Below are 26,211 nucleotides of genomic sequence, written 5' to 3'. Positions count from 1 at the left end.
GGATCGCTACGACTACTGATTCGCCTCGGTAGGAGCGGGCTTGCCCCGCGAAGCGATGTGACTGACCGATCGCTATCGCGGGGCAAGCCCGCTCCTACCGGAGGGGGCTTCAGGCGGCGTCGAGGCCCATTTGCCAGAAGTCAGCCTCAAGGCGCGAAGCCTGGGCGAACACTTTGACCAGTTCTTCGAAGCGTCGCTCGGTCATGGTCCGTGCCGCCAGGTCATCCAGATGCGCACGGGCAGCGGTGGCCACACCCTGGTAGCCAGCACCGGCATATTCGGCAATCCAGTCGCGGTACGGATGATCACCCAGCGCCTCGACGCCGTCGGGGGTGAGGTTGCGACCGATTTCAGCGTAACCAATGACACAGGGCGCCAAGGCCACGTGCAGATCGAGCAGGTCGCCGGCTGCGCCGCAGTCGAGCACGAAGCGGGTGTAGGCCACGGTGGCCTGATGCTCCGGGGTCGCGGCCAGTTCTTCGGGTGACAGGCCCCAGCGTTGGCACAGGCGCACGTGCAGTTCGGTTTCATCGAGAATCGCCGCCAAGCCGGCCTGGGCTGCGCGGATATCGTCGATCGTGCGGCTTTTATACGCCGCCAGGGCCCAGGAACGGGCGAACTGAATCAGGAACAGGTAGTCCTGCACCAGGTAATTGCGAAACGCAGGCTGGGCGAGGGTGCCGGCACCCATCTGACGGACGAAGGCGTGATCGACGTAGCTGTCCCAGTCTTTGTGGGCAGCGTGTTTCAGGCGGTCAAAGATGTCCATGGCTTATCCCTTGAGGTCGTAGGCAGCGTCGAAGAAGTCGTGCTCCAGGGTCACGGCACGCAGGAAGAAATCGGTACTGATCTGTGCGTGCGCGGGGCCCACGCGATCAAGCTCGGCACGCAGGAATGCGACGAAGTCCTGAAAGTCGGGGTTGTCGTGCAAGGTGATCCATTCGGCATGTTCGAAGCGAGGCGGCAGTGGTTTTGTCGCGCGCAGCGCCCAGTCCAGGTACATGCCTTCGGCGACGTTGAGCACTGCCAGGGCGGCGGCGTAAGAGCGGGTGGCAGCGGCTTCGCGCATGAGCGCCTTGAAACCGGCGGTCGGCACCGAATCGGGGGCGTCAAGGCGCTGTGCTTCGCTGACCCCCAGGGCCTCGAATGCACGCAGGAAGTAGGTGTTTTCTTCACCGCAAATCATTCCGGTGAAACGTCCAAGACGAATACGCGCCTCAAAAGTGTCGGCACTGGCAATGGCCGCGCCAAGCAAGGCCACGAAGGCATCGATGAAGCGGTGGTCTTGAATCAGGTAGTTGATCAACACCGCGTCGTCGAGCGTACCGTCGAGCAGCTCGTTGACGAAGCGGTGTTCGATCGATTGCGTCCAGCTCGGCTCGCTCTGGCGGCGCAGGGTTTCGGTGAAGCGTTCGGTCATGGTGCTGTCCTTGATGGGGGCGACAGCGAGACCGGGTAACTCAGACATCGGCGGCCTCGCAATGAGACCGGCAAAAAGGCAGGTTGGCCATACCCATCCCTTCGCCGGCATGATCCGGATCAGGTTCGAAGGGTCACCGCGCTGCAGGCGCCAGCGGTTTCTCAGCCCGTTGCCGGGCTCCCCTTGGTGGCCGAATCTATACAGCAAGTACGCAGGATTGTCACGTCGCTGGCCCCTTCAGGCCCCTGAAGTCGCAAAGTCAGCTTGCACTTGAAGCTTGCAGCTTGCAGCTTGCAGTGCTCCTACCCCCCGACATAATTGCCAGGTGAGCTAGTGAATGCTGGAGGCCAACTCGAAAATCGGCATGTACATCAGAATGACGATCAGGCCGATCAACAGGCCGATGAAGGTCATCAGCAAGGGCTCGAACAAGCGCACGAACCACTCGATCCAGCGGCTGATTTCTTCGTCATAGAAGTCGGCGCTGCGCTCCATCATCTGCCCCAGGTTGCCCGACTGTTCACCGGCACGCAGCAGGCGCAGAGACACGGGTGTCACCAAGTGCCCGGCCTCCAGTGCAGCAGACAATGACAACCCTTCGCGGACCCGCTCGCAGGCCATTTCCAGGCGTTGCTTGCCTGCCGCCCCCAGCAGGCCGCGGGCCATCTCCATGGCGGTAAGAATCGGGATGCCGCCTTGCAGCAGAATCCCCAGCGAGCGGTAGAAACGCGCCAGTTCATACATCATCAAGCGCCGGTGCAGGGCTGGCAAGCGCTCCAGTTGCCGGTTCAGCCAGCGCCGCACCCGTGGGTCTCGGCGCAGGACGAACAGGCTCACCATTAGCCCGAGAAAGCCCAGGCCCATCGGCGCCTGGTGGGCATGCAGGAACATCCCTGCCTGCATCAACCAGCGTGACAGCCACGGTAACTCGGTGCCCAGGCCTTCGAACACCAGGCTGAAACGCGGCACCACGTAGCCCAGCAAAAACAGCACCACGCCACCGCCAACCAGCAACAGCAGCAACGGGTAGATCGAGGCACTGACGATCTTCTGCCGCACTTCGTCCATGCGCTGCCGGTAGGCGACATAGCGTCCCAGGGCATCGCCGAGGGCGCCGGTTTTCTCGCTGGATTGCACCAGGGCGATGTACAGCGCCGGGAACACGCTGGGTAACTGACCCAAGGCCTGGGAGAAGGATTTACCTTCATACAGCAGGCGTACCAGTTCACCCAGGGTTTTGCGGGCTTGGGGCGCAGCTTCTTTTTCTTCCAGGCTTTCCAACGCGTCAATCAGCGGCAGGCCAGCATTGAGCAGGGTGGTCAGTTCCTGGCTGAACAACACCAGGTCGAAGGTTTCCGCACGCCGCCAGCGCAGCCGGGCGAAGCGCTCGCAGTTGCGCACGCTGACCACCCGCAAGCCTTGCTGTTCCGCCTGCAGGCGGGCCTGGCCGGCGTCCTGGGCGTCGAGTGTCAGCAGCACCACACCGGATTTTCCCAATGCCTTGAGCTCGTAGCGCATGTGTACATCCTCCGCTTACTGCCAGCTGGTGACCTCGGCGTTTTCGCCTTCGCCGCCAGGCTGGCCGTCCTTGCCCATGGACAGCAGGTCGTACTCGCCGTTTTCACCGGGTTGGCGGTAGATGTAATTGCGCCCCCATGGGTCTTGCGGGACCTTTTTCTGCAGGTAGGGGCCAGACCAGCGTGACTCGTCGCTGGGGGCGGCTACCAGGGCCTGCAGCCCTTGCTCGGAACTGGGGTAATGCCCCACTTCCAGGCGATACAGGTCCAGGGCCTTGCTCAGGCCTTCAATCTGCGCTCGGGCCACTTTCGCCTCCGAGCGCCCTAACTGGCTGAAGTACTTGGGGGCGACGATACCGGCGAGCAGCCCCAGTACCACCAACACCACCAGCAGTTCGAGCAGGGTGAATCCCTGTTGTGCATGTTTTTTTTTACTCATGACAAGGCCCTCCATCGTACGCCTGCAAAGGCCTATGCAATTGCCGTGCGCGTCTGCAGCAAGCCTTTGCAGGACGGGGCCGGCAAGGCGGCACAGTGCTTGCGTCAAGGGATAAAAGCCTCGGCAATCGGGGCATATGCCCCACTTTTCGGGGAATCCAACGGGGAGGGTGGCAACATGCACTGGCTCACTGCAGGAATGTTCATCTGGTTTGCCTGGACGCATCCGGTTCAGGCCGATGTGTTCATCTCTATCAAGGCCGATGGCAGCTACGTGCTGTCCAACGTCCACCGACCCGGGCGAACCTACCAACGGGTAATCAGCGAACCGGCCAGCAGCCTGGCCAGTAGCGACCAGGCACAAATGATCACCGGTATGCCGTACGCCGAGCTGGTGGCTGAGGCCGCCGAGGCCAATGACCTGCCTGCGGCACTGCTGCATGCGGTGATACAGGCTGAGTCGCGCTACAACCCCAATGCCCGCTCACCCAGCGGTGCAGTGGGGCTGATGCAATTAATGCCCGACACCGCAAAGGAGCTGGGCGTCAAGAATGCCTGGGACCCGGCCTCCAACCTGCAAGGCGGCGCGCGCTACCTCAAACGCATGCTCACCCTGTTCGACAACGACATCACCCTGGCGGTGGCCGCGTATAACGCTGGCCCCGATGCGGTGATGCGTCGTGGTCGTGTGGTGCCGCCGTATGCCGAAACCCAGCGCTATGTGCCGAAAGTGCTGCGCCAGTACCGGCGTCTGCAGGGCCTGGCGATGGATGCGCCGCTGTGAACGCCGTGCTTTTGGTGGGAGCGGGCTTGCCCCGCGATTGCGGTGTGTCAGTCAAGTCGTATCGCGGGGCAAGCCCGCTCCTACAGTTCCCCCGAATAGTGGGGAATAGCGGGGGATAAGCCCCAATTGAGATTCATTAGCGCAACCAGGTTGTTGAAAAATAACGAAAAAAAAGAATGGCATGAGGCTTGCTGAAGCCTCTTCAGAGTCCACTTGCACCACCGAGGCACGCCATGAAGACTCCGATTAAAGGCTCTGTCCTGACTTCATTGCTGTTCACTGCCGCCACGTTTGGCTGGCAAGCAGACAGCGAAGCTGCCGTGCGCTGCGAGCGCAATCTGGTGGCCAACGTGGTGGCATTGGATCAGCCACTGATGTTCAACCGTCTGGGCGCACAAAATGCCAACGGCATGATGTTCGCCCTGCGCCGCGACGTGGTCGATGAGAACCAGGTGTCGCTGGAGCACGGCGGCGCGGCGGTACCGGGCAAGGTCACCTTGCGTCCGGACAAGCGTCCGCGACCGATTGTGCTGCGGGTGGCTGCCGGCGATTGCCTCACCGTTAATCTGCAAAACCTGCTGGCCTACCAGGCCAACCCGAACAAACACGGGATTGATCACGAAGAAGAAAACGAAGGCGAAGAGAACGAAGCCGAGGAGAACGAAGGCGCCGAAGATAACGAGCAAGGTGGTGAGCATGGGTTTGTCGTCGACGACCAGGTCACCGACCGCCATGTCGGCTTTCAGGTCAATGGCATGCAAGCGGTGAACAACATCGGCGACATCGCCGCCAACTCCGGGCGCAACGGTAACTTTCTGATCGCCCCGGGCTCCAGCCGCAGCTACACCTTGTACGCCGAGCGCGAAGGGGCTTTCGCTGCCACCAGCCAGGGCGCCACCTTTGGCGGTCAGGGCGCTGCCGGTAACGTCTCCAACGGGCTGTTCGGCCAAGTGGTGGTGCTGCCGAAAAATGCGCGTACCTACCGCAATACCCTGACTGAAGAAGAGATGCGCCTGGCCACCACCGGCCGCGCCCCCACCGGCCAGCCGATCGTTGACTACCAGGCCCGTTACCCACAACGCGAACCCTGGATCCGCGAAGGCAAGGCCGGTTCGCCGATCATTGCCATGGTCGATGGCAACGAGATCATCTCCAGTGAGTCCGATGCCGTGGTCATGGGCCCGAATGATGATGGCAGCTTCCCGGCGTCGACTTACCCGCTGGAAAGCATCGGCAAGCGCAACCCGGCGATCCCCAACCGCCTGGAGCCGTTCCGCGATTTTGCCGCGCAGTTCACCGACGAAGCGGCCGCGACCCAGGCGTTCCCCGGTTATTGGGCAGACCCGGTGATGGGCCATGTGCTGGAACCGACCCGCGACTCGTTCATGATCAACTACGGCTCAGGCGGCATGGGCGCCGAAGTGGTGGCCAACCGTTTGGGTGTCGGGCCGATGCATGACTGCCTGTCGTGCGCCTATGAAGAGTTCTTCCTCAGTTCGCACACCGTCGGTGATGTGGCCATGCTGGTGGATGTGCCGGCCAACGTCGGCCTGGAGAACCTTCGCCCGGGGCAAACCCCGGACGCCGATCAGGTAGGGGTCAAGGCCACCATGGCCCTGTTCCCGTCGGAACCGGCCAACGTCAATCACAGCTACATTGGCGACTTCGTCAAATTCCGCAACACGCACAATGGGCATGAACAGCATATTTTCCACCTGCACGGGCACCAGTGGCTGTTCAACCCCAACGACGACAACTCCGACTATGTCGATGCCCAGGGCATTGGCCCGGGGGTCGGCTACACCTACGAAATCGCCAACGGTGGTTCGGGCAACCGCAACCGGGTAGCCGGCGATGCCATCTATCACTGCCACTTCTACCCACACTTCGCTCAAGGTATGTGGAGCATGTGGCGGGTGCATGACGTGTTTGAAGAAGGCACTCGCCTGGAAGTCTCCGGCCAGGGTACCGATGGTTATCACAGTGAGCCGTATGCCCTGCGCAGCGGTAAACCGGCTGCCGGTGCTCGGGCGCTGCCTGACGGCGAGATCATTGCCGGTACGCCGATTCCGGCGGTTGTGCCACTGCCTGGCAAGGCCATGGCACCGATGCCGGGTGCCGTTTCGGTGATTCCAAAGCTGGCAGAAACCCTGGTAGCTGAAAACGATGATGACGAAGAGGAAGGCGACGATGACTCCGGTCATCACGACGCTGCCCCTCGGGCCGTGGGTTCGGTGGCACTGGTGGATCGCACCGACGCCAACCGCAACCTGGATGGCAGCCTGAAAAACCCCGGCTATCCGTTCTGGATCGGCGGCATTGAAAGCACTGTGGGCCAGCGTCCGCCAACCCCGCCGCTGGACATGCTTGACCCGGCCAAAGCGCAAGCGCTGAAAAACTCTGGCAATGCCTTGTGGGCCAACCTTGATGCCGGCCAGGTTGATGGCTGGGATGGTGGCTTGCCACGCCATGCCTTGGACGGCATTGCCGCCGGTGGCGAGGCTGACGTCACCACCACTGCGCTGGACTTCACCAAGGAAATCACTAAGGCCAAAGCAGTGTTCCTGCCGGAAGAGGGCACGGATGTCGAACAGGCGGCGATGCAGTTCCACTCCAAGCTGGAACACCCCAGCTATGCCGTGCTGCCGGGCAACCAGACCGTTGCCCGTAACTTCCGCACCAACGGTGCACTCCCCACTGCGGGCGCACCGTTCTTTGAACCGTGCATGGACGACCGCGCCAAGCGCCTGACCGTGGCCGCCGGCCTCGGTGAGTTTGCCAGCGGTGAGCGCCTCGACGGTATGAGCTTCACCGGCTCTTCGACCTTCACCGCCGACCGCCCGCGGATCTACAAGGGCGCCAACATCCAGTTTGACGCGGTGTACAACAAAGTCGGCTACCACTTCCCGCAAGCGCGCATCATTGCGCTGTGGGAAGACGCCTGGCCGGTGATCACCAAGCAGCGTCCACCAGAGCCGCTGGTGATGCGCATGAACACCTTCGACTGCACCATGTACCAGCACACCAACCTGATTCCTTCGTTCTACGAGATGGATGACTATCAGGTGCGCACCCCGACCGACGTGATCGGCCAGCACATTCACCTGCCAAAATGGGACCTGACCGCTGCCGATGGTTCAGCCAACGGCTGGAACTACGAAGACGGCATCCTCTCACCCGGCACTGTGGTCGAGCGCATCCGCGCCATTCGCGAATACAACGAATGTACTGCGGGTGATCCACGCGAAGGCACAGCCGCGTGCCCAGTGGCCAAGGCGCACCCGTACTTCGGGCGCTTCGGTCGGGCTGACTGGCTGGGCGCGCGTACCGCCATGCAACGTTGGTTCGCCGACCCGGTGGTTAACGTGCACAACGTCGACCGTGGCCTGGGCACCATCTTTACCCACGACCACCTCGGCCCATCGACGCACCAACAGTTGGGGCTGTACGCCACGGTGCTGGCCGAGCCTGCCGGCTCGACCTGGTATCACGCTGAAACCGGCGAACAGCTGTACAACACAGCCCTGCGCCAAGACGGTGGTCCGACGTCCTGGCAAGCAGTGGTCAAGACCGGCGACCACGATGGCGACGGTCGCAACGACAGCTATCGCGAGTTCTTCCTGGAATACAGCGACTTCCAGCATGCCTATGAAGCGGGTGTGTATGTGGGCGCAGGTCCGGATGGTATCCCCAATGCCCAGGCCTTCCCGGCCACCGCAGACACCTTCCGTTTCGCCATCAACCCACCGGTGCGCCAGGCCGCTTCCAACCTGTTGGAGTCGGTGGTCGAATCGCGTGGAGGTCTGTTCCCGGGCTGCCCGTCGCGGCCTTGCCCACAGGCCATCTCGGTGGATGACCCAGGCATGTTTGTCGTCAACTACCGCAACGAGCCGCTGGCCTTGCGGGTCTTCGACCCTTACAAGGTGGCACCGGACGGCAAGCGCGGCATGCAGGCCGACGGCATGGGCGGTGACCTCGCCTTCGCCATGCAAAGCCGGACTGACCGTGCGATCCCGGCGATGAACCTGTCGCCAGCACTGATCACCTCGGCGGTCGGCCCTACCGGCGGTACTACGCTGTTCCCACCGCACATCAACAAGGGCGGTGCCGAAGCAGGGGATCCGTTCACCCCGATGCTGCGCACCTACTCCGGCGACAACGTGCGCCTGCGGATGCACGCCGGTGGTCATGAAGAGGAGCACAACGTGACCCTGCATGGCTTGAAGTGGCTGCAGAACGGCTCGGGCTTTGGTAACAGCTCCAACTCGGGGTGGAAGTCCTCGCAGATGGTGGGTATCTCCGAGCAACTGGGCTTCATGGCGCCGGTATCGATGATCTCCAGCTCGTCGTCGCCTAACGGTGACTACCTGTACTCACTCGATGCTGCCCACGAAGGCTACTGGAACGGGATCTGGGGGGTAATGCGCAACTACACCACCCAGCGCAACGACCTGTTCGCCTTGCCAAACAACCCTCAGCCGATGGCAGCGCGCAACACCGTGGCCTTTGACGGTATCTGCCCACGCTTTACCGCCAACCCCAACGGCATCGGCACCCGGGCAACGGTACAGCGCAGCTACGAAATCGTGGCGGCACTGGCCAACGACATCCTGAGCAATCCACTGGGGGTCAGCATCAACGACCCAAGTGGCGTCGGCCAGCATGTCGGCGGGCCGCTGAAGGCCAATGGCGGTACCCTGGTGTACAACAGCCGTCGTACCGCCATCCCGCAGGTCACCGTGACCGATCCCGAAGACGGTGAAACCTTCACCATCGGTGGTCACAGCGGTCCGCTGCACGACCCAACGGCGATCCTATACGTGCGCAAGGCTGACCTTGACCCGGTCACTGGCAAGCTCAAACCTGGTGTACCGATCGAGCCGCTGGTACTGCGTGCAGCAGCAGGCGAGTGCTTGAAAGTGACCCTGGAGAACCGCCTGCCGATGGTGATGCCAGACCTGCCAAGCACTGCCGTGATGCAGAACGTGGTCAAGCGCGACCGTTACGGCAGCGAGGGCTCCACGGCGTTCAACAATAACCTGATGCGGCCGTCCAGCCACGTCGGCCTGCACGCCCAACTGCTGGCGTATGACATCACCAAGTCGGACGGTGTCAACGTCGGTCAGAACCCGGTGCAGACCGTACCGCCGCGCAGTGGCAGCAGTGGTGCCTACCCGAACAAGGTGTACCAGTACTACGCCGGGCACCTGGAACGCGAAGGCAAACCGGTGTCTCAGGCTGGCCGCTCGGTGGACAACATCAACACCACCGCTATCGAGTTTGGAGGACTCAACATCACCCCGGCCGATGTCATCAAACAGGGGCAAAAAGGCCTGATCGGGGGCATGAGCATCCTGCCGCAGACCGCCACCTGGACGGAAGACAGTGCCAGCCGTGCTTCGGCCACGGTGCAAGTCCCTGGCCAGCCGGCCTACCGCGACTTCGCCACGCTGTGGCAGCGCTCGCTGAACATGCGCTGGGCCGATGGTCGGCCGGTCGAAGGCATCGCTACTGAAGGCAACGGCGTGCCGGGCGATCCGAAAGACAACTCCAACATGGCCATGAACTACAAGACCGAACCGCTGTGGTTCCGCTTCGGCCTGGCCCCGGACGCACCTTTCGGCCACGCCGATGGCAACGGCTGGGCAGATGTACCCAACGCCCACATGGCCTACAGCAATGCACTGGTGGGTGGCGATCCACAAACACCAGTGCTGTGGGTCAAGCCGGGTCAACCGTTCCGTAACCATGTGTTGATGCCGACCGGGGGGAGCCGTGGCATTACCTACCAACTCGATGGTCACCTGTGGCCGCTGCACAACTACCAGGCCGAGAAGCAGGATGTCAGCGGTTATCCGTTGAACCTGCCGGGGATCGGTTCGGTGCGCTTCGGCTACAACCCGCAGGCGATGTTCATCGGCGCTCAGGAGAGCGTACTGCCAGCGGCGCACTTCAGCTTCATGGTGCCCAGTGCCGGTGGCGGCAACGCTGTACCGGGTGACTACCTGTTCCGTGACTATGCTGCCTATGGCAACGCCTCGGGACTGTGGGGGCTGTTGCGGGTAACCGAAGAAGCACCACCGACTACACCGCCAGCGCAGTAAGGGTAAAGGGGAGAGGTCATGGATAAGAAAAACAGACGACCGTTGTACCTGGGCCTGATGGCAGGTTTGACCCTGATGGGCCTGGGGGTCAGTTACGAGAGCCTGTGGTGCGACCCGCGCAGCGAGTTGGCCGAGAGCGATCCACAGGCCCTGCACCGACTCAGCCGTGACGGGGTCACGGTTGAATTCGAGGCCAAGCCGCTGGCCGGTGAGGCGGTGCTGACCGAGGGAGCGTTTGCCAACGTGTTGTTCAAAGTCACCGATCAGAACAGCGGCCAGCCACTGTCGGGCGTTTCGCCCGGCGCCTGGCTGGACCCGGCCCTGACCGGCGACGCCGCCAAAGACCGCGACAAGAGCTGCAAGGCCCGGGTGGCGTTGTTCCTTAAAAGCAGCATTGGCGCGCGGCCGCTGCTGGATCTCAATAGCTACTTCCTGCTGGTGCTGAACAAGGATGCCAGCCTGACCGTCATCGACCCGTCGGTGTCGGTCGGCGGGGTAACCAGCACCCTGGCGCGCATTGAACTGCCGGGTGTGCCCATGGATTGGGTCGCCAGCACCGATGACAAGCAGGTCTTCGTGTCGATGCCCGAGCGCGGGGAGGTCGCGCTGATCGACACCGGGACCTTCCAGCGTGTGGGCAGCATCAGCGCTGGCAAGCAACCGCTGCGGGTGGCGCTGCAGCCTGATCAGCGTCTGCTGTGGGTGGGCAACAACGCCGGCGATGCGGCGCACAGTGGCGTCACGGTCATCGATGTCCACAGTCGCAAGCCCATGAAGTTTTTTGCCACCGGCACCGGCCATCACGAAATCGCCTTCAGCGCCGATTCCCGCTATGCCTTTGTCAGCAACCGCGACAGCGGCACCTTGAGCGTCATCGATGCCAGCGAGATGCGCTTGGTGAAAACCCTGAAAGTCGGTTCGCATCCACTGTCTGTGGCCTATTCGGCCTTGTCCCAGGCGGTGTATGTGGCCGACGGGCGCGACGGCAGTATCAGTGTCATCGATGCCCGCAGCCACGCGTTGCGCCATCGCATCGAGGGCAAGCAGGGCCTGGGGCCAATGCGCTTCAGCGCTGACGGGCGCTTCGGCATCGTCCTCAACACCCTGGAGAGTCAAGCCCTGGTGATCGACGCCAGTACCGACCAGCTGATCCATAGCCTGCCGGTGGCCGCCGAGCCCTATCAACTGACCTTTACCAAGGCCTACGCCTACATTCGCGGCCTGGCGTCGTCGAAGGTCACCATGGTCAACTTGAGTAGCCTCGGCCAGGGCCGCCAGCCTATTGTCCAGGGCTTTGAAGCTGGCGCCGCGGCGCCACGTCAGGCCGGTGACCTGCCACTGGCCCAGGGGCTGACGGTGGCCCGTGACGAGAACTCGGTGTTTGTGGTCAACCCGGTAGACAACACCACCTACTTTTATGCCGAAGGCATGAACGCACCGATGTCCGGTTATGCCAACCGGGGCCACAACGCCCGTGCCGCGCTGGTCATCGACCGCAGCCTGCGCGAAGTGGCGCCGGGAGTGTACAGCTCGACCATCAAGCTGCCGGCGGCCGGCACCTTCGATGTGGCGTTCCTGCTTAACCAGCCGCAAATCATCCACTGCTTCAGCACCGAAGTGGCTGCGTCTGCCACCGCGCCGCACCGGCAGCAACCGCAGGTCGAGTTCTTGCTGGAACCGAAGGTGGTGGTGCAGGGTGCCCCGTTTACCGCGCGCTTTCGCATCGTTGAAGGCAACGGCAAACCGCGCAACGGTATCAAAGACCTGAGCGTGCGTTACTTCCTTGCCCCGTCTTCGCTGCCCCGTGACAGCCGTGTGCATGAAATCGGCGACGGTGTTTACGAAGCCCCGCTGGAGCTGGCCGAGGCCGGCGCCTGGTACCTGCATGTACAAGCCCCGTCGCTGGGCAGTGCGTTCGCCGAGAAAAACTACACCAGCCTGCGGGTGCTTCCCGCTGCGGCTCAACAAGCGTCCGACTCGGGTTCAAGGAGTGTGCGATGAAAATCTTCGATCGCTGCAGACTGTTCAGCCTCTGCCTGTTGGCCGTCAGTTGTGGTTTTGCCCAAGCCCATGGCGGTGTCGATCACGCTAGCCACAACGACCACAGTGGCCACACTCCACCGGCTGCACACCAGGAGAAAACCTCGGTACGTTTTGCCGATGTGCAACTGCTTGACCAGAATGGCATGCCGGTGCGCCTGGAAAAGGACCTGGTTGCTGATCGCCTGGTGGTCATGGGCTTTATCTACACCAGCTGCACAACGGTGTGCCCGGTGGTCTCGTCGATCATGGGCAAGGTGCAGAAGCAGTTGGGCGGGCGGGTCGGTGACGACGTGCAATTGGTGTCGATCAGCGTTGACCCGCAACGTGACGACGCCAAGCGCCTGCAGGATTACGCCAAGGCCTTCCAGGTCGGGCCGGGCTGGAGCTGGCTGACCGGATCGCCCTATGCCGTAACCGAAACGCTGAAGGGGCTGGGGAGTTTCAGTGCCAACCTCAGCGAACACCCACCGCTGATCCTTGTAGGGGATGGCCGCACGGGTAAGTGGACGCGGTTCTACGGCTTTACCGACCCAGCGCTGTTGGTCAGCGAAATCGATCGGCTTAGCGCGCGCCGTGTGCATGCCAAGCACACCGCCATCGCCCAGGAGGTGCAACCATGAGCAGTGCAACTTCACACCGCTCAGTCATGCGTGGTGGCGACTGGCTGGCGCTGCTGGCGTGCCTGTGGATCCTCAGCTCGGTGGCGTTTGCCCATGAAGGGCACGCGCCCGAAGCCCAGCCCGCTCCAGCCCCGGCGGCTGGCGCGGTCACACCTACCGGCGGCACCCATGACGCCCAGACCTATTTCACCGACAGCCTGGTGCAAGACCAGAATGGCCGCTCACTGCGCTTTTACAGCGATGTGCTCAAGGACCGTGTGGTGCTGCTCAATGTCATCTTCACCCACTGCAATGACGCCTGCCCACTGATTACCCGCAAGTTGCGTGAAGTGCGTGAAGCGCTGGGGGAGGAGGCCGCCAGCAAAGTGACCTTCATCTCGTTGAGCAGTGACCCCACCAACGACACCCCGCAAGTGCTCAAGGAGTTTGCTCAGAAACAGGGAGTGGATGGCCCCAACTGGCTGTTTCTGACCGGTGAAAAAGCGCAGATGGACCTGGTACTGATGCGCCTTGGCCATCTGATCCCCAGCCCTGAGCAGCACTCCACTCAGCTGATTGCCGGTGATGTGGCCAACAAGCGCTGGAGCAAGATCCGCCCGGATGCACCGCCGGTGGCCATCGCCCAACGTCTGCAATTGCTGTCGCAACCGCTGGCTGGGCGTTGAACGTCATGATCATGGCGCTGCGCACCGCGACCCTGCTGCTGATGCTGGCTGCCAGCACGCTGGCATTGGGCCTGGAGCTGACACCGGCGGAACTGGCGGGCAAACGTTTGTTCCGCGAAGGCCTGTCGAGCAGCGATGCGCAGGTGTCGGCGCGGGTCGGTGCGGCCGATATGCTGGTGCCTGCCAGTGTCGTGCCGTGCGCCAGTTGCCATGGTGCCGATGGCTTGGGGCGGGCTGAGGGGGGGGTACGTCCACCGGTGCTCAGTTGGCAACGCCTGGTGGTCGGGCAGGGGCTACGCCAAATCAATGGCCGCAGCTATCCGGCGTATACCGAAGCCAGCCTGGCCCGGGCGATTCAAGAGGGGCGCGATCCGGCAGGTAACCGGCTTGACCCGATCATGCCGCGGTTCGTCCTGAGCACGGCCGACCAGCGCAACCTTACGGCCTACCTCAAGCGCTTGGCCGATGACCGTGACCCAGGTCTGGAGGAGCACACCCTGCGCCTGGGCACCTTGCTGCCAGCCGAAGGTGCCCTGGCAGCCTCGGCGCGGGTGGTGGCTGCCGTGCTTGACGACCGCATTGCACAACTTAATCAGCAAGGCGGCATCCACGGGCGGCAGTTGCAGTTGATCAACGTCGATCCGGGGCCTGATGCGGCCAGCGCTGAGCGCGCGTTGACGCAGCTGCTTGAGCAGGAACAAGTGTTCGCGTTGATCTCGCCCCTGGCACCGGCCCTCGACCCGGTGCTGGCACAGCGTCTGGAGCAGGCACGGGTACCGTTGATTGGTGCCGCGCCAACGCTGTCGCGCAGCCCGCAGATTTTTGACCCATTACCGGGGCTTGATGACCAGTTGCTGAGCCTGGCGGACTATGCCCAAGGCGCCCTGACGCTGCAGCAGGTGGATACACGGATCGTTTACGCCGAGCCGGCGCAGCTCAGCCTGGCCCAACAGTTGGAGCAGCAGTTGCAGCGCCGCGGCTGGAGCAAGGTCAAAGCCGAGCCCCTCAGTGAGCAGGCGCCAGACGCGCAGGCGGTGTTCTTCCTGGGGCAGGCCGAGGCTTTCAGCCGCCTGACTGACCAGCTACAGCAGAGCCAGCGCGCACCGTACCTGTTCGCCACGGCCAGTCAGGTTTCCAGCCAGTTGCCCTGGGTGCCTGAAGCTTGGTCACGGCGCGTGTTCCTGGCCTATCCCTTCGTGCCTGGCGACTGGACCGCAGCGGGCCGCGAGGCATTGAGCGAGATGCGCGCAAGGCAAGGCCTGGATGGGCGCCAAGGGGTGTTGCAAGTCGGCGCCTGGTGCGCAGTGCAACTGTTGGGGGACGCGCTGAAACAGGTCGGCCGTGACGCCAGCCGTGAAAAGCTCATCCAGGCGCTGGAGAGCCTGCATGACGTGCAGACCGGCCTTACACCGCCGTTGAATTTTGGTCCGGGCCGCCGTCAGGGGCTGGCCGGGGCGCATGTGGTGACCGTGGAAATGCCCGGCCCGGTGTTTTATCCGGTGGCGGTTTATCGTCCTGTCGCTGAAGGGGGTACACCATGAAACTGTTGACCGTGTTGCTGTGCCTGCTGGCGCTGCACGTGCAGGCTGAAGAAGGCCCTGCCGCCGCGCAGGTCAACGGTGTGCCGATCAGTCAAATGCGCCTGGAGCGCTATTTCGCCGATTACCTGCAGGCGCAGGGCAGGGCGCTGACCAGTATTCGTAATCCCAGTGTGTACAAACGCTTGCGTGAGCAGGCGCTCAATGACCTGATCGACAAGGAGTTGCTGTGGCAGGAAGCGCAACGTCAGGGAGTCGCGGTCAGTGACGCAGAGGTGGACGCAGAGATTGAACAGCTACGCCAGGCCCTGGGCAATGCCAAGCCGTTCGAGCAGCGCCTGGCCGATGCCGGTTTTGACCGTGACAGCTTCGTTGACTACACCCGCCACGAGTTGGCGGCCCAGCAGGTGTTCATGCAAGCCTCCCAGGTGCCGGAGCCGAGCCCGGCCGAGATCCGCGCGTTCTATCAGGCCAACGCCAGTACCTTTGCGCAGGCACAGAACCAAAGCGGTGACAGTTCTGTCGAAAATGAGCAAGGATTGGAACTGGCTAAACGTTTGCTGGTCGATCAACAACAGTCGCAAGCACGTTTTGCCTTGCTGCAGCGTCTACGTGACGCCGGGCAGGTGCAGCGACTTGACTGACGACTATTCTGACCCCCAATGTTGGGGACACCAGTAGAGGCAAAACGCCATCTGGCCCCCAGGATTGGGGAACGGGTCACGGCCCATTTGCGTCTACGCTTAAAGAATCAACGACATAGCACATTGAAAAGCGCCGTTAGCGGTCTGGCACGAAGCATGCGTAAGCCTGTACAAGGTCGCACTTCGCCAGACCGGGAAACCGGACCTGTGATGCTTCAAGGAGTCGACCTTGGTTAACACAGTATTGGTAGTCGATGACGAACAGACCCTTGCCGGCAATATCCAGGCGTACCTGGAGGCGCAAGGCCTGAGCGTCTATGTTGCCCACGACGGGGCCAGTGCAATCGGTGAAGCCGAGCGCACGCAACCTGACGTCATAGTGCTCGATTTCCGCTTGCCCGACATGGAGGGGTTTCAGGTTCTGGAGGCTGTACGCAAGAGCAGGAACTGTCATTTCGTGCTGATCACTGCTCACCCGACCGCCGAGGTCCGTGAGCGTGCCAACCAGCTGGGCGTCAGTCATATCCTGTTCAAGCCTTTTCCGCTGGCGGAACTGGCCCGTGCAGTCAACGACCTGATGGGGATCAAGCGCGAAGACGGGAGCGAGGGCAACACAGACACAGGGTTCGTCGAGCGACGCCAAAGCAGGAATGAGAGTTTCCCCCTGCAGTTGTTCGACGGTAGTTGGGTTCTGGCAGATCGCCGACGAGGCGTGGATAAGGCGGAACCGGACGAAGACCAACTGCTCACCGGGGAGTAACGCGCGAGCAGACCTGAACATGGCTTGCCGCGCTCCGCGCTGGAGAGCAAGTCATGGAAATCGTGTCGCTCGCTGCAGTCTCCACCCTGGTCAGTGCCCCGGTACCGCTTGGACGTGATCTGCTCGCCCAGGCCAGGGCATGCGCCGAACAAAACGGCGAACGCCTCCTCGACACCCTGCAACGTACCTGCAATCTTGCCCCGGCTGAGTTTATTGCCCGTCTGGGCGCCACCCTGCATTACCCGGTACTCGACAGCCAGGCGCTGTTCGCCGCCACGCCGTTGTTCGAGCGGGTCAGCCTGGCGCAATGCCTGAAGCGTGAATTCATCTTCCTGGAACATAACGGCCAGGCCTTGGGCGTGTTCGCCGACCCCTTCGACAGCGCCCGCCTGGCCTGGATCGATGACTGCCTGCAAGGCGCACCGTTGTACCTGGTCGAGGCCGCTGACCTGGCCGGATTCCTCGCCCGCCATGAAGAAAGCTTTCATGCCGTTGACTCGCTGGACACCGAAAGCGAAGCGGTCAACGAACTCGACACCCTGCAAAGCCTGTCGCTGGCCAGCATCAGCGAAGACCAGAGCCGGGTGGTCAAACTGGTCAACTCGACCCTCTACGACGCGCTGAAAATGCACGCCAGCGACATCCACTTGGGCGTCACTGGCAACGGCCTGGTGATCAAGTACCGCATCGACGGTGTGCTCAACAGCATCAGCAAGGTCAGCGGCAGCGAATTCGCCGACCAGGTGATCTCACGGATCAAGGTCATGGCCGAGCTGGACATCGGTGAAAAGCGCGTGCCCCAGGACGGTCGCTTCAAAATTGGCATCAGCGCCCGGCAGATCGACTTCCGGGTGTCGATCATGCCGAGCATCTTTGGTGAAGACGCAGTGCTGCGGGTGCTCGACAAGCAAGACCTGGCCGACCGTGTCAGCGGTGTACAGCTGCAAGCCCTGGGTTTTGAAGACCAGACCCTGCGCAGCCTGCGGCGCCTGGCTAACGAACCCTACGGCATGATTCTGGTCACCGGTCCCACCGGCAGCGGCAAAACCACCACCCTCTACGCGATGATCAGCGAGATCAACCACGGCGTAGACAAGATCATCACCATTGAAGACCCGGTGGAATACCAGTTGCCCGGCGTCCTGCAGATCCCGGTCAACGAGAAAAAAGGCCTGACCTTTGCCCGTGGCTTGCGTTCGATCCTGCGTCACGACCCGGACAAGATCATGGTCGGCGAGATCCGCGACCCGGACACCGCGCAGATCGCCGTGCAGTCGGCGCTGACCGGCCACCTGGTGTTCACCACCATCCACGCCAACAACGTCTTTGATGTGATCGGCCGCTTCAGCCAGATGCAGGTCGACCCCTACAGCTTTGTCTCCGCCCTCAACGCCGTGCTGGCCCAGCGTTTGATCCGCCTGGTGTGCCCGCACTGCGCCAGCCCTCACCAACCCTCTGATGAAGAACTGAGCCTGTCGGGGCTGGAAGCGGGGCAGGTGGGGCATTACCGCTTTGTTCACGGCAGCGGTTGCGGTCAGTGCCGCGGTAGCGGCTATCGCGGGCGCACCGCCATCGCCGAGCTGCTGCACCTGGACGACGAACTGCGGCAAATGATTGTTGAACGTCGGCCCCTGGCACAGATCAGGGCCCTGGCCTGTCAACGCGGCTTGCGCCTGTTGCGCAGTTCGGCACTGGAACTGGTGCGCGATGGCCGGACCACCTTGGAGGAGATCAATCGTGTCACATTTGTCGCCTGATCGTTTTATCGCCGTGCTCGGCGCCCAGGGTGTCGGTTTGGGCCAACGCCAGGGTAAAGACCAACGCTGGCTAGGTAGCCTGGGCTTTATCGCCGAGCGCAGCCAGGCCGCCAACCTGGCCCTGGACACATTGCACAGCCTGCTGGCTGAGCAATCGTGCAAAGGCGCCGAGCTGCAACTGCTGCTGTCGGCGCAGTATTGCCGCTTCTGCCTGGTGCCCTGGAGCGCGGCGATCAATCGCCCCGATGAGTTGCATCACTATGCCCGGGCTTGCTTTGAGGCCCATTACGGGCAAAGCCTGGACGGCTGGCGCCTGGTGGTGTCACCCGAGGCCGCCGGTGCGGCGCGGATTGCCACCGCTGTACCAGAAGCTTTGCTGCAACGTCTGCACGACCACTGCCGCGACCTCGGTTTGCGTCTGCGTTCGGTGCGCCCGTACCTGATGGCGGCGTACAACCGCTTTGCCGAGCAACTGGGGCAGCGGGATTTCCTGTTCGTCCTGGCTGAGCCACAGCGCACCGTGTGCCTGCTGGCTCAGAACGGGGTGTGGCAACAAATCAGTGCCCAGGGCGGCAGCGACAGCGACGCCGCACTGCAAGCGCTGATTGCCCGCCAGTGTGAACTCAACGCCCATGAACGCGAACTGCCGGTGTTCCTCCATGCGCCGGGGCGCCAGGAGCAACCGCCGTCGCTTGAGGGCGTGCAGCTTTGCGAACTGGACGGTGAAGCCGCCGATGTGCTGTGCCACATGACCCGAGCGGTGGCCTGAAATGCGCCGCCTGGAACTGGATTTTCAGCCACGGCGCACGGCCCTTTCGGCCTGGGTGCTGTTGGCGGTTGGCACCAGCCTGCTGGCCGTTGCCGTTGTCCTTGGGCAGCATTTCAACCAGCAACAGGCGGGCCTCGATCATCAACTCGAAGCGCTGGAGCGGCAGTTGGGCAAACGCCCTGAGCCGACAGCGTCGCTGACCCCGGCCCAGAGCCGCGAACAAACCGAGAAACTGGCGCAGATGCGCAGCGTTTCCCAGCAATTGCAGCGCCCTTGGGAGCGTCTGTTCGACATGCTTGAAGCCTTGCCGCAAGACGACGTAGCCCTGTTGACCCTGACCCCCGATGCGCGCAAAGGCCAGGTGCGCATCAGCGCCGAAGCCCGTGACCTGGAAGCCATGCTGGCGTTCCACAAGCGCCTGGAAGCCAGCAATGAGCTGAGCGATGTGTCGCTGCTCAACCACGAAATCATGGCCAAGCAGCCCGAGCATCCTGTGCAGTTCAATCTTTCCGCTACTTGGGAGATCGGCAATGCGCATCCATAGCCTGATTGTGCACGAACGCGCCCGCCAGCTGGGCGTCGCAGGCCTGGCCGGTGGAGCCCTGGTGGCGCTGGCGGTGGTGTACGGCGTTGCTGTGCTGCTGCCGCAGTGGCAGCAACTGCAACAGCTGCAAGCGCACCAGCTGCAAGCACAAGCGCAGGTGCAGCAGTTGAAAAAGGGAGACTTGAAGCTGCCACAGGTACCACAGCGTGAGCTGGAGGATTTTCATAAACAATTGCCGGCCCAGCCTCAGGCCACCGTGGCCATTGATCGCATCTACACCCTGGCCAAGGCCGAACACATCAGCCTGGCCCGTGGCGAATATGCCTTGGGAGTAGATCCCAAGACGCAACTGGCGCGCTACCAGATCCTGTTGCCGGTGCGCGGCAGCTACCCGCAGATTCGCCGCTTCGTTCACGCCCTGCTTGGACAACTGCCGGCCCTGGTGCTGGAAGACGTTGACCTGCAACGCAAGAAGATCGGCGACAGCGAGCTGACCGGTCGCCTGCGTATGACCCTTTACCTGTCGAGGTCATGATGAACACTCAACGCCGCCTGGCCTGGCTGGCCTTTCTCGGATCTGCCGCCGCCCTGGCGCTGGCGCCGGGGTATTTCTTCGACGAGCAGCCTGCTGACAGCGATGCGGTGGCCGTGGCTGCCAATAAAACGGCCGCAGCCGCTGGTGAGGCCGAGGCGCAGACCGCCAAGGTTGCGGCGCTGAAACTGCGCGACCTGTTCCCGAGCAAGAACTGGAAACCGGCGGTACAGATGGCCACGGTCACTGAACAACCGGTTGCCGCGGCACCTGCAGCCTTACCACCAGCAGCCCCGGCACTGCCTTTTCAGTTTGTTGGCCGTCTGCATGACCGTGACGACCAACAAGTGTTCCTGCAAAGCGGCGAAAAGTTGTACGTCGTGCGGCGTGGCGACGTGATTGATGACCTCTACCGGATCGAGCACATCTCCGCCACGGAGCTGAGCGTGGTCTACCTGCCGTTGCACTTGTCCCAGACTTTGTCTGTAGGGAGCGCACCATGATTTCGTCCAGGAGCTGCAACAAGGCGCCGTTTTTGATGCTCGCACTGTGTGTCGCGCTGGCTGGTTGTGGAACCAGCGGTGTGCGCAAGGACGGCCAGGCGCTGATTGCCGAAGGGCAGTACGAAGCTGGGATCAGCATGCTGGAGGAGGCGCTGAAGGAGAATCCGCGCGACACCGAGTTGAACATTGCCGTGGTGCAGGGCCGTCGTCAGTCCATCGAAGCCTTGTTGACCCAGGCCGACAGTGACCGCAGCCGCCATGACTTTGCCGGGGCGCGCATGGGCTATGGGCGGGTGCTGACGCTGGAGCCGAACAACCGCCGGGCCCAGGAGGCCGTGCGCCAGATCGAACAGATCAACAACATCGGTGAACGCGTGGCCCTCGGCCAGGCAGCGCTGCGCCAGGGCGATCTGTTCGGCGCCGAGCGGCATATGCGTGAAGTGCTGATGCTCGACCTGCAGAACCAGGACGGTCTGGCCCTGCGCAAAGACATCGAGTTGGTACAGAGCCGCACTACCCAGACCAATCCGCAACTGCGCACCAAGATGGAACGCCCAGTGACCCTGGAGTTTCGCGATGCCAACCTGAAAACCATCTTTGAAGTGCTGTCGCAGGTCGCCGGGCTCAACTTCATCTTCGACAAAGACCTGCGCCCAGACATGAAGGCCACCATCTTCGTACGCGATGTGCGGATTGAAGACGCCGTTGCCCTGTTGCTGGAACAGAACCAGTTGCACCAGAAGGTGGTGAACGACAACACCTTGCTGATCTACCCCGATTCACCGCAGAAAACCAAGGACTATCAAGAACTGGTCATGCGCACTTTCTACCTGACCAGCATCGATTCCAACACCGCGCTGAACATGGTCAAGACCATGCTGAAAACCCGTGACGTGTTCGTCGATGAGCGCCTCAACACCCTGACCATGCGCGACACCCCGGATGCAGTGCGCATGGCCGAGAAACTGCTGCAGTCGCAGGACCAGTCCAACCCGGAAGTGGTGCTGGAAGTGGAAGTGATGGAAGTGGCGCGCTCGCGCATCCTCGAACTTGGTCTGCAGTGGCCCAACACCTTCGGGGTGCTCAACGAAGACGGCAAGGGCGTGACCACCCTGGACCAGTTGCGCGGTATCGATTCCTCGCGCATTACCATCTCGCCTTCGCCACAAGCCAAGATCAACGCCCAGGACAACGACATCAACACCCTGGCCAGCCCGGTGATCCGCGTCAGTAACCGCGAGCAGGCACGTATCCATATCGGTCAGCGGGTGCCAATCGTCAGCGCCACCTCGGTGCCTTCGACCCAGGGGCCGGTGATTACCGAGAGCATCACCTACCTGGACGTCGGTCTCAAACTCGAAGTGACCCCAGTGGTGCACCTGAACAACGAAGTGGCGATCAAGGTCTCGCTGGAGGTCAGCAACGCCAAGCCACTGGAACCGACCCGCCAGGGCACCATCCCGGTCCAGGTCGATACCCGCAACGCCCAGACCAGCCTGCGTCTGCATGACGGCGAAACCCAGGTGCTGGCAGGGCTGGTACGCAACGACGACGGCGCCAGCGGCAACAAGATCCCACTGCTGGGCGACATACCCGGATTGGGCCGACTGTTTGGCAGCAACCGCAATGACCGGAGCCAGTCGGAGCTGGTGCTGTCGATCACCCCGCGCATCGTACGCAACCTGCCGTACCAGAGCCCGTCGGACATGGAGTTCCCGTCGGGCACCGAAACCAGCATGCAGATCCGCAACCTCAAAGGCCCGATCGAGGTTGATGAAGAGCAACCGTTGGCCGCCGTTCCTACTGCGGTGAGGCCCTGAGCCATGAAACGCTCGATGGCAGGTTTCAGCCTGATCGAAGTGATGCTGACCCTGGCGCTGCTCGGGTTGCTGGCCTCGATTGCCGCACCACTGACCGAAACCCTGGTACGTCGGGGTAAGGAGCAGGAGTTGAAAACCGCGCTGTTTCAGATTCGCGATGCCATCGACGCGTATAAACGGGCCTTTGACGCCGGCTACATCGAAAAGTCGCTCAACGCCAGCGGCTATCCACCCAGCCTGCAGGTGCTGGTGGATGGCGTACGCGATGTACGCAGCGCCAAAGGGGCCAAGTTCTACTTCCTGCGGCGCATTCCCCACGACCCGCTGCGCAGCCGCAAGGCCGACGACGAGGGTGGCTGGGGGCTGCGTTCCTACGACAGTTCGGCACAAAACCCGCGTGAGGGGGAGGACGTCTTCGACGTCTACTCCAAGGCACCGGGCAAGGGCCTGAACGGCATCGCCTACGGGCAATGGTGACCAGCATGCGACGCAACCAAGGGTTTACACTGATCGAGTTGCTGGTGGTGATGGCGATCATCGCCACCTTGATGACCATTGCCATGCCGCGCTATTTCCAGAGCCTGGAAACTTCGCGAGAAGCCACCCTGCGCCAGAGCCTGGCGGTAATGCGCGAAGCCCTGGACCATTACTACGGCGACACTGGGCATTATCCCGAGTCACTGGAGCAACTGGTCGAGCAGCGTTACCTGCGCAATGCGCCAATGGACCCGATCACCGAACGCCGTGATGGCTGGCAGGTGGTAGCGCCGCCGGAAGGCGTGGCTGGGGCGGTGGCTGATATCAAGAGCGGTGCAACCGGGAGGGCGCGAGATGGCAGCCTTTATTCCGAGTGGTAGCGCCAGCGAGGCGGGTTTCACCTACCTGGGCGTGTTGCTGCTGATCGCCGTGACCGGTATCGCATTGAGCTCGACCGTTACCCTGTGGTCGACCCAGGGCCTGCGCGAACGTGAGCGCGACCTTCTCTGGGTCGGCACTCAATATGCCCAAGCGCTGCGCAGCTACTACCGTGAGTCGCCGGGCCTGGCGCAGTACCCGCAAACCCTCGACGAACTGCTCGAAGACCCACGCTACCCGGGGATCAAACGCCACTTGCGCCGGCTGTACCCAGATCCGATTACCGGCAGCGATGAGTGGGGTCTGCTGCGCTCCATTGATGGCCGGATCACCGGGGTCTACAGCCAATCTGACCAGGCGCCGCTGAAACAGACCGGGTTTGCCGCGCAATGGTCAGACTTCGATGGCTTGCAGCATTACTCCGACTGGCAGTTCGTGGCGGAGAAAGCTTTTTCCGAATCCGCCGCCAGTGGCAGCAAGCGCCCAGCTCAGGGAGTGGGGCAATGAACCGCCGCCTGGCTGCCTGCGCCCTGGCCCTGGTGCTGTTGAACGGCACGGCCCACGGCGGCGCCGAAGACGAGATGATGGGGTTTATCGTCGACAACACCATCTCGCACATCGGCCACGACTTTTACAACAACTTCGCCGATCGGCTGCGTGCCACCAGCCAATTGGATTTCAACCTGGTGGTACGGGAACGGCCGGATGCACGCTGGGGCAGCCTGGTAACGGTCGAGTATGAACAACGCGTGATCTACCGGCGCTTCTTGCCACCCAACACCACAGAGCTGAAGGACGCCGCGTACGAAGCGGCTGACCTGGTCAAGGCGCAAATCATCCAGCGCAAGCTGCAGATGATGCTGCAGGACACCACTGATCTTGAGAGGGATGAGCTATGAATAACAACAATACCTGCCGCCTGGCCTCCCTGGTCTTGCTGACCGCGCTGGGCAGCCACGCCGTTGCCACCGAACTGGTGTACACCCCGGTCAACCCGGCGTTTGGCGGCAACCCGCTCAACGGTACCTGGTTGTTGAACAACGCCCAGGCACAGAACGATCACGAAGACCCAGCCATCAAAGACCGTGCTTCGGCACTGGCTGGTACCTCGGCCCTCGAACGCTTCACCAGCCAATTGGAATCGCGGCTGTTGTCGCAGTTGCTCAATAACATCAACAACGGCAATACCGGCAGCCTGCAGACCGACGCGTTCATCATCAACGTGCTGGATGATTCCGGCGCCTTGACCATCCAGATTACCGACCGTGCAACCGGTGAAATTTCAGAAGTTATGGTCAATGGCCTGAACCCTTGAAGGGCCAGGGAATGGGGAGTGACAATCATGAAACGATTTCTGAGCACACTGCTGATCCTGGCCACTTTGCAAGGCTGCAGCCTGCGTGAACCGATGCCAGCTGAACAGGACACCGAAAGCCCGACGCTGACCCCGCGGGCCTCGACCTACTATGACCTGCTCAACATGCCGCGCCCCAAGGGCCGCTTGATGGCGGTGGTTTATGGGTTTCGTGATCAGACCGGGCAATACAAACCAACCCCGGCCAGTTCGTTCTCCACCAGCGTCACCCAAGGCGCAGCGAGCATGCTGATGGACGCACTACAGGCCAGCGGCTGGTTCGTGGTGCTGGAGCGTGAAGGCCTGCAGAACTTGCTGACCGAGCGCAAGATCATCCGCGCCTCGCAGAAAAAGCCGGATGCGCCGCTGAACATTCAGGGTGAATTGCCGCCGTTGCAAGCGGCCAACCTGATGCTCGAAGGCGGCATCATTGCCTACGACACCAACGTGCGCAGCGGCGGGGAGGGTGCGCGTTACCTGGGGATTGATGTGTCCCGCGAGTACCGGGTCGACCAGGTATCGGTCAACCTGCGGGCGGTGGATGTGCGCAGCGGCCAGGTGTTGGCCAACGTCATGACCAGCAAAACCATCTACTCGGTCGGGCGTAGTGCCGGGGTGTTCAAATTCATCGAATTCAAGAAACTGCTCGAAGCCGAAGTCGGCTACACCACCAACGAGCCTGCCCAGCTGTGTGTACTGTCTGCCATCGAAGCGGCGGTGGGGCACCTGCTGGCCCAAGGTATCGAACGGCGCCTGTGGCAAGTGGCCGATGACGGCAGTGGCGACAAAGCAACGCTGGACAAATACCTGAGCCAATACCAAACCCCTTGAACTTCGGTAGGAGCGGGCTTGCCCCGCGATTGCGATGTCACTGACAAACCGCAATCGCGGGCCAAGTCCGCCCCCAACCTTCGGCATCGTGTCCATCTGGGAACACGCTGAAACACTTGGCCAAACGCAGGCTTTCGGTTCGCAAACTACGAGGGTTTCGGCAGGAAGGGCTCATTGCCATCATTTGACAGTGCCAGCCAAGCACGTTTTCATTGGAAAAATTTCAGCTTGATGCAGGATGCATTGACATGATTATGGACGCTCTCGGCTCGGTGTTGGCCCAGCATCAACACCTGTTTACCCTCGCCTCTCCCTTACCTTCTGAACCAGCGTTGCAACCCCTCAGCTTCACCCCGCGCACCCCGGTCAACACCCACGCCGAGCCTGGCGAACAGGAGTAATCCCTCATGTTCGAAGCGGCCAGGTTTGGCGACGACATATCGCATACCAGCGCGCTGGGCGGCTTCCTGATCGGAGCCGCCCTGGGTATCGCACTGGTGGCTACGGTGGCCATTGCCACGTTCACCTGCGGGTTCGGCGTGGCCTTGCTGGCCGGTCTCGCGGCCGGCATCGGAGGCAGCTTGCTGACCGCCGCAGGGGAGGCGCTAGGCAGTCTGTTCTCATCCCCCTCAGGGACGATTACCACTGCCTCTCCCAATGTGTTCATCAACAGCCGCAAAGCCGCGCGCGTCGAAAAAAGCATCGGCGCCTGC

Annotated in this window: 26 protein-coding genes and 1 riboswitch; of the genes, 22 read left to right on the top strand and 4 right to left on the bottom strand. The window is 62.2% G+C overall.

The window, feature by feature from the left end:
* Positions 1-109 precede the first annotated feature (109 nt).
* The 4 genes from E1573_RS15335 to gspG form a co-directional block, all read right to left on the bottom strand.
* Entirely contained in the window at positions 110-769 is a 660-nt protein-coding gene (locus E1573_RS15335) for a TenA family protein (RefSeq protein ID WP_133215145.1), read from the bottom strand.
* Between the two features lie 3 nt (positions 770-772).
* Entirely contained in the window at positions 773-1,420 is a 648-nt protein-coding gene (locus E1573_RS15330) for a TenA family protein (protein WP_133215143.1), read from the bottom strand.
* Positions 1,421-1,499: 79 nt separating this feature from the next.
* Positions 1,500-1,614: riboswitch (TPP riboswitch) on the bottom strand.
* Between the two features lie 136 nt (positions 1,615-1,750).
* Positions 1,751-2,938 carry a type II secretion system F family protein gene (locus E1573_RS15325; protein ID WP_133215141.1) on the bottom strand — a complete coding sequence of 396 codons (1,188 nt, stop codon included), beginning with the start codon at positions 2,936-2,938 and terminating at the stop codon, positions 1,751-1,753.
* Positions 2,939-2,953: 15 nt separating this feature from the next.
* Positions 2,954-3,376 carry a type II secretion system major pseudopilin GspG gene (gene gspG, locus E1573_RS15320; protein WP_133215139.1) on the bottom strand — a complete coding sequence of 141 codons (423 nt, stop codon included), beginning with the start codon at positions 3,374-3,376 and terminating at the stop codon, positions 2,954-2,956.
* A gap of 177 nt (positions 3,377-3,553) precedes the next feature.
* On the opposite strand from gspG, the gene E1573_RS15315 reads away from it, so the two are divergent.
* The 22 genes from E1573_RS15315 to E1573_RS15215 all read left to right on the top strand — a co-directional run.
* Positions 3,554-4,159, top strand: coding sequence for a lytic transglycosylase domain-containing protein (locus tag E1573_RS15315; protein WP_133215137.1), 606 nt, complete (start codon positions 3,554-3,556; stop codon positions 4,157-4,159).
* Positions 4,160-4,392: 233 nt separating this feature from the next.
* Positions 4,393-10,263, top strand: coding sequence for a manganese-oxidizing multicopper oxidase MnxG (gene mnxG, locus E1573_RS15310; protein ID WP_133215135.1), 5,871 nt, complete (start codon positions 4,393-4,395; stop codon positions 10,261-10,263).
* Between the two features lie 18 nt (positions 10,264-10,281).
* A complete protein-coding gene (locus E1573_RS15305; protein WP_133215133.1) occupies positions 10,282-12,264 on the top strand; it encodes a cytochrome D1 domain-containing protein in 1,983 nt (660 codons plus the stop codon).
* Entirely contained in the window at positions 12,261-12,926 is a 666-nt protein-coding gene (locus E1573_RS15300; protein WP_133215131.1) for an SCO family protein, read from the top strand. Before E1573_RS15305 ends, E1573_RS15300 begins: the two co-directional genes overlap by 4 nt.
* A complete protein-coding gene (locus E1573_RS15295; RefSeq protein ID WP_133215129.1) occupies positions 12,923-13,591 on the top strand; it encodes an SCO family protein in 669 nt (222 codons plus the stop codon). Before E1573_RS15300 ends, E1573_RS15295 begins: the two co-directional genes overlap by 4 nt.
* A gap of 11 nt (positions 13,592-13,602) precedes the next feature.
* On the top strand, positions 13,603-15,132 hold the full coding sequence (locus tag E1573_RS15290; RefSeq protein ID WP_133215127.1) for an ABC transporter substrate-binding protein: 1,530 nt from the start codon (positions 13,603-13,605) through the stop codon (positions 15,130-15,132).
* On the top strand, positions 15,129-15,773 hold the full coding sequence (locus E1573_RS15285) for a SurA N-terminal domain-containing protein (protein WP_133215125.1): 645 nt from the start codon (positions 15,129-15,131) through the stop codon (positions 15,771-15,773). The genes E1573_RS15290 and E1573_RS15285 overlap by 4 nt, the downstream gene beginning before the upstream one ends.
* Before the next feature lie 229 nt (positions 15,774-16,002).
* Positions 16,003-16,533, top strand: a complete 531-nt coding sequence (locus E1573_RS15280; RefSeq protein ID WP_133215123.1) for a response regulator — start codon at positions 16,003-16,005, stop codon at positions 16,531-16,533.
* Between the two features lie 53 nt (positions 16,534-16,586).
* Positions 16,587-18,290, top strand: coding sequence for a GspE/PulE family protein (locus tag E1573_RS15275; protein ID WP_133215121.1), 1,704 nt, complete (start codon positions 16,587-16,589; stop codon positions 18,288-18,290).
* Entirely contained in the window at positions 18,271-19,059 is a 789-nt protein-coding gene (locus tag E1573_RS15270; protein ID WP_133215119.1) for a hypothetical protein, read from the top strand. The genes E1573_RS15275 and E1573_RS15270 overlap by 20 nt, the downstream gene beginning before the upstream one ends.
* A gap of 1 nt (position 19,060) precedes the next feature.
* Positions 19,061-19,603 (top strand): PilN domain-containing protein, encoded by a 543-nt coding sequence (locus E1573_RS15265; protein ID WP_133215117.1) that lies wholly within the window; start codon positions 19,061-19,063, stop codon positions 19,601-19,603.
* A complete protein-coding gene (gene pilO / locus E1573_RS15260) occupies positions 19,590-20,138 on the top strand; it encodes a type 4a pilus biogenesis protein PilO (protein ID WP_133215115.1) in 549 nt (182 codons plus the stop codon). Before E1573_RS15265 ends, pilO begins: the two co-directional genes overlap by 14 nt.
* Positions 20,138-20,638 carry a hypothetical protein gene (locus tag E1573_RS15255; protein ID WP_133215113.1) on the top strand — a complete coding sequence of 167 codons (501 nt, stop codon included), beginning with the start codon at positions 20,138-20,140 and terminating at the stop codon, positions 20,636-20,638. Before pilO ends, E1573_RS15255 begins: the two co-directional genes overlap by 1 nt.
* Positions 20,635-22,458 carry a secretin N-terminal domain-containing protein gene (locus tag E1573_RS15250; protein WP_133215111.1) on the top strand — a complete coding sequence of 608 codons (1,824 nt, stop codon included), beginning with the start codon at positions 20,635-20,637 and terminating at the stop codon, positions 22,456-22,458. The genes E1573_RS15255 and E1573_RS15250 overlap by 4 nt, the downstream gene beginning before the upstream one ends.
* A 3-nt stretch (positions 22,459-22,461) precedes the next feature.
* Positions 22,462-22,935: a prepilin-type N-terminal cleavage/methylation domain-containing protein gene (locus E1573_RS15245; protein ID WP_133215109.1), complete on the top strand. Its 474-nt coding sequence runs from the start codon at positions 22,462-22,464 to the stop codon at positions 22,933-22,935.
* 5 nt (positions 22,936-22,940) lie between these two features.
* Complete coding sequence (locus E1573_RS15240; protein WP_133215107.1) at positions 22,941-23,315, top strand: type II secretion system protein; 375 nt, start codon at positions 22,941-22,943, stop codon at positions 23,313-23,315.
* Positions 23,290-23,820 carry a type II secretion system protein gene (locus E1573_RS15235; protein ID WP_133215105.1) on the top strand — a complete coding sequence of 177 codons (531 nt, stop codon included), beginning with the start codon at positions 23,290-23,292 and terminating at the stop codon, positions 23,818-23,820. Before E1573_RS15240 ends, E1573_RS15235 begins: the two co-directional genes overlap by 26 nt.
* Positions 23,817-24,212, top strand: coding sequence for a curli production assembly/transport protein CsgE (csgE, locus tag E1573_RS15230; RefSeq protein ID WP_133215103.1), 396 nt, complete (start codon positions 23,817-23,819; stop codon positions 24,210-24,212). Before E1573_RS15235 ends, csgE begins: the two co-directional genes overlap by 4 nt.
* Entirely contained in the window at positions 24,209-24,628 is a 420-nt protein-coding gene (locus E1573_RS15225; RefSeq protein WP_133215101.1) for a curli assembly protein CsgF, read from the top strand. Before csgE ends, E1573_RS15225 begins: the two co-directional genes overlap by 4 nt.
* A 27-nt stretch (positions 24,629-24,655) precedes the next feature.
* A complete protein-coding gene (locus E1573_RS15220) occupies positions 24,656-25,498 on the top strand; it encodes a CsgG/HfaB family protein (protein ID WP_133215099.1) in 843 nt (280 codons plus the stop codon).
* Between the two features lie 248 nt (positions 25,499-25,746).
* Positions 25,747-25,899 carry a hypothetical protein gene (locus E1573_RS26735; RefSeq protein WP_165957337.1) on the top strand — a complete coding sequence of 51 codons (153 nt, stop codon included), beginning with the start codon at positions 25,747-25,749 and terminating at the stop codon, positions 25,897-25,899.
* Positions 25,900-25,905: 6 nt separating this feature from the next.
* Positions 25,906-26,211, top strand: a 306-nt coding sequence (locus E1573_RS15215; RefSeq protein WP_133209656.1) for a hypothetical protein, incomplete at its 3' end; no start/stop codon positions are given.

The sequence above is a fragment of the Pseudomonas sp. H9 genome (assembly GCF_004353925.1).
Taxonomy (GTDB): Bacteria; Pseudomonadota; Gammaproteobacteria; order Pseudomonadales; family Pseudomonadaceae; genus Aquipseudomonas.
Note: the sequence above shows the minus strand (reverse complement) of the source record. Positions and strands in the feature narration are given on the sequence as shown.

Bases quoted from the DNA above. Each gene is read 5' to 3' on its own strand.
- E1573_RS15305 (WP_133215133.1), top strand. From the start codon at position 10,282: ATGGATAAGAAAAACAGACGACCGTTGTACCTGGGCCTGATGGCAGGT.
- E1573_RS15330 (WP_133215143.1), bottom strand. From the start codon at position 1,420: ATGACCGAACGCTTCACCGAAACCCTGCGCCGCCAGAGCGAGCCGAGC.
- E1573_RS26735 (WP_165957337.1), top strand. From the start codon at position 25,747: ATGATTATGGACGCTCTCGGCTCGGTGTTGGCCCAGCATCAACACCTG.
- E1573_RS15250 (WP_133215111.1), top strand. From the start codon at position 20,635: ATGATTTCGTCCAGGAGCTGCAACAAGGCGCCGTTTTTGATGCTCGCA.
- mnxG (WP_133215135.1), top strand. From the start codon at position 4,393: ATGAAGACTCCGATTAAAGGCTCTGTCCTGACTTCATTGCTGTTCACT.
- pilO (WP_133215115.1), top strand. From the start codon at position 19,590: ATGCGCATCCATAGCCTGATTGTGCACGAACGCGCCCGCCAGCTGGGC.
- E1573_RS15300 (WP_133215131.1), top strand. From the start codon at position 12,261: ATGAAAATCTTCGATCGCTGCAGACTGTTCAGCCTCTGCCTGTTGGCC.
- E1573_RS15220 (WP_133215099.1), top strand. From the start codon at position 24,656: ATGAAACGATTTCTGAGCACACTGCTGATCCTGGCCACTTTGCAAGGC.
- E1573_RS15265 (WP_133215117.1), top strand. From the start codon at position 19,061: ATGCGCCGCCTGGAACTGGATTTTCAGCCACGGCGCACGGCCCTTTCG.
- E1573_RS15335 (WP_133215145.1), bottom strand. From the start codon at position 769: ATGGACATCTTTGACCGCCTGAAACACGCTGCCCACAAAGACTGGGAC.
- E1573_RS15295 (WP_133215129.1), top strand. From the start codon at position 12,923: ATGAGCAGTGCAACTTCACACCGCTCAGTCATGCGTGGTGGCGACTGG.
- E1573_RS15240 (WP_133215107.1), top strand. From the start codon at position 22,941: ATGCGACGCAACCAAGGGTTTACACTGATCGAGTTGCTGGTGGTGATG.
- E1573_RS15235 (WP_133215105.1), top strand. From the start codon at position 23,290: ATGGCAGCCTTTATTCCGAGTGGTAGCGCCAGCGAGGCGGGTTTCACC.
- E1573_RS15225 (WP_133215101.1), top strand. From the start codon at position 24,209: ATGAATAACAACAATACCTGCCGCCTGGCCTCCCTGGTCTTGCTGACC.
- csgE (WP_133215103.1), top strand. From the start codon at position 23,817: ATGAACCGCCGCCTGGCTGCCTGCGCCCTGGCCCTGGTGCTGTTGAAC.
- E1573_RS15285 (WP_133215125.1), top strand. From the start codon at position 15,129: ATGAAACTGTTGACCGTGTTGCTGTGCCTGCTGGCGCTGCACGTGCAG.
- E1573_RS15290 (WP_133215127.1), top strand. From the start codon at position 13,603: ATGGCGCTGCGCACCGCGACCCTGCTGCTGATGCTGGCTGCCAGCACG.
- E1573_RS15255 (WP_133215113.1), top strand. From the start codon at position 20,138: ATGAACACTCAACGCCGCCTGGCCTGGCTGGCCTTTCTCGGATCTGCC.
- E1573_RS15315 (WP_133215137.1), top strand. From the start codon at position 3,554: ATGCACTGGCTCACTGCAGGAATGTTCATCTGGTTTGCCTGGACGCAT.
- gspG (WP_133215139.1), bottom strand. From the start codon at position 3,376: ATGAGTAAAAAAAAACATGCACAACAGGGATTCACCCTGCTCGAACTG.
- E1573_RS15325 (WP_133215141.1), bottom strand. From the start codon at position 2,938: ATGCGCTACGAGCTCAAGGCATTGGGAAAATCCGGTGTGGTGCTGCTG.
- E1573_RS15245 (WP_133215109.1), top strand. From the start codon at position 22,462: ATGAAACGCTCGATGGCAGGTTTCAGCCTGATCGAAGTGATGCTGACC.
- E1573_RS15275 (WP_133215121.1), top strand. From the start codon at position 16,587: ATGGAAATCGTGTCGCTCGCTGCAGTCTCCACCCTGGTCAGTGCCCCG.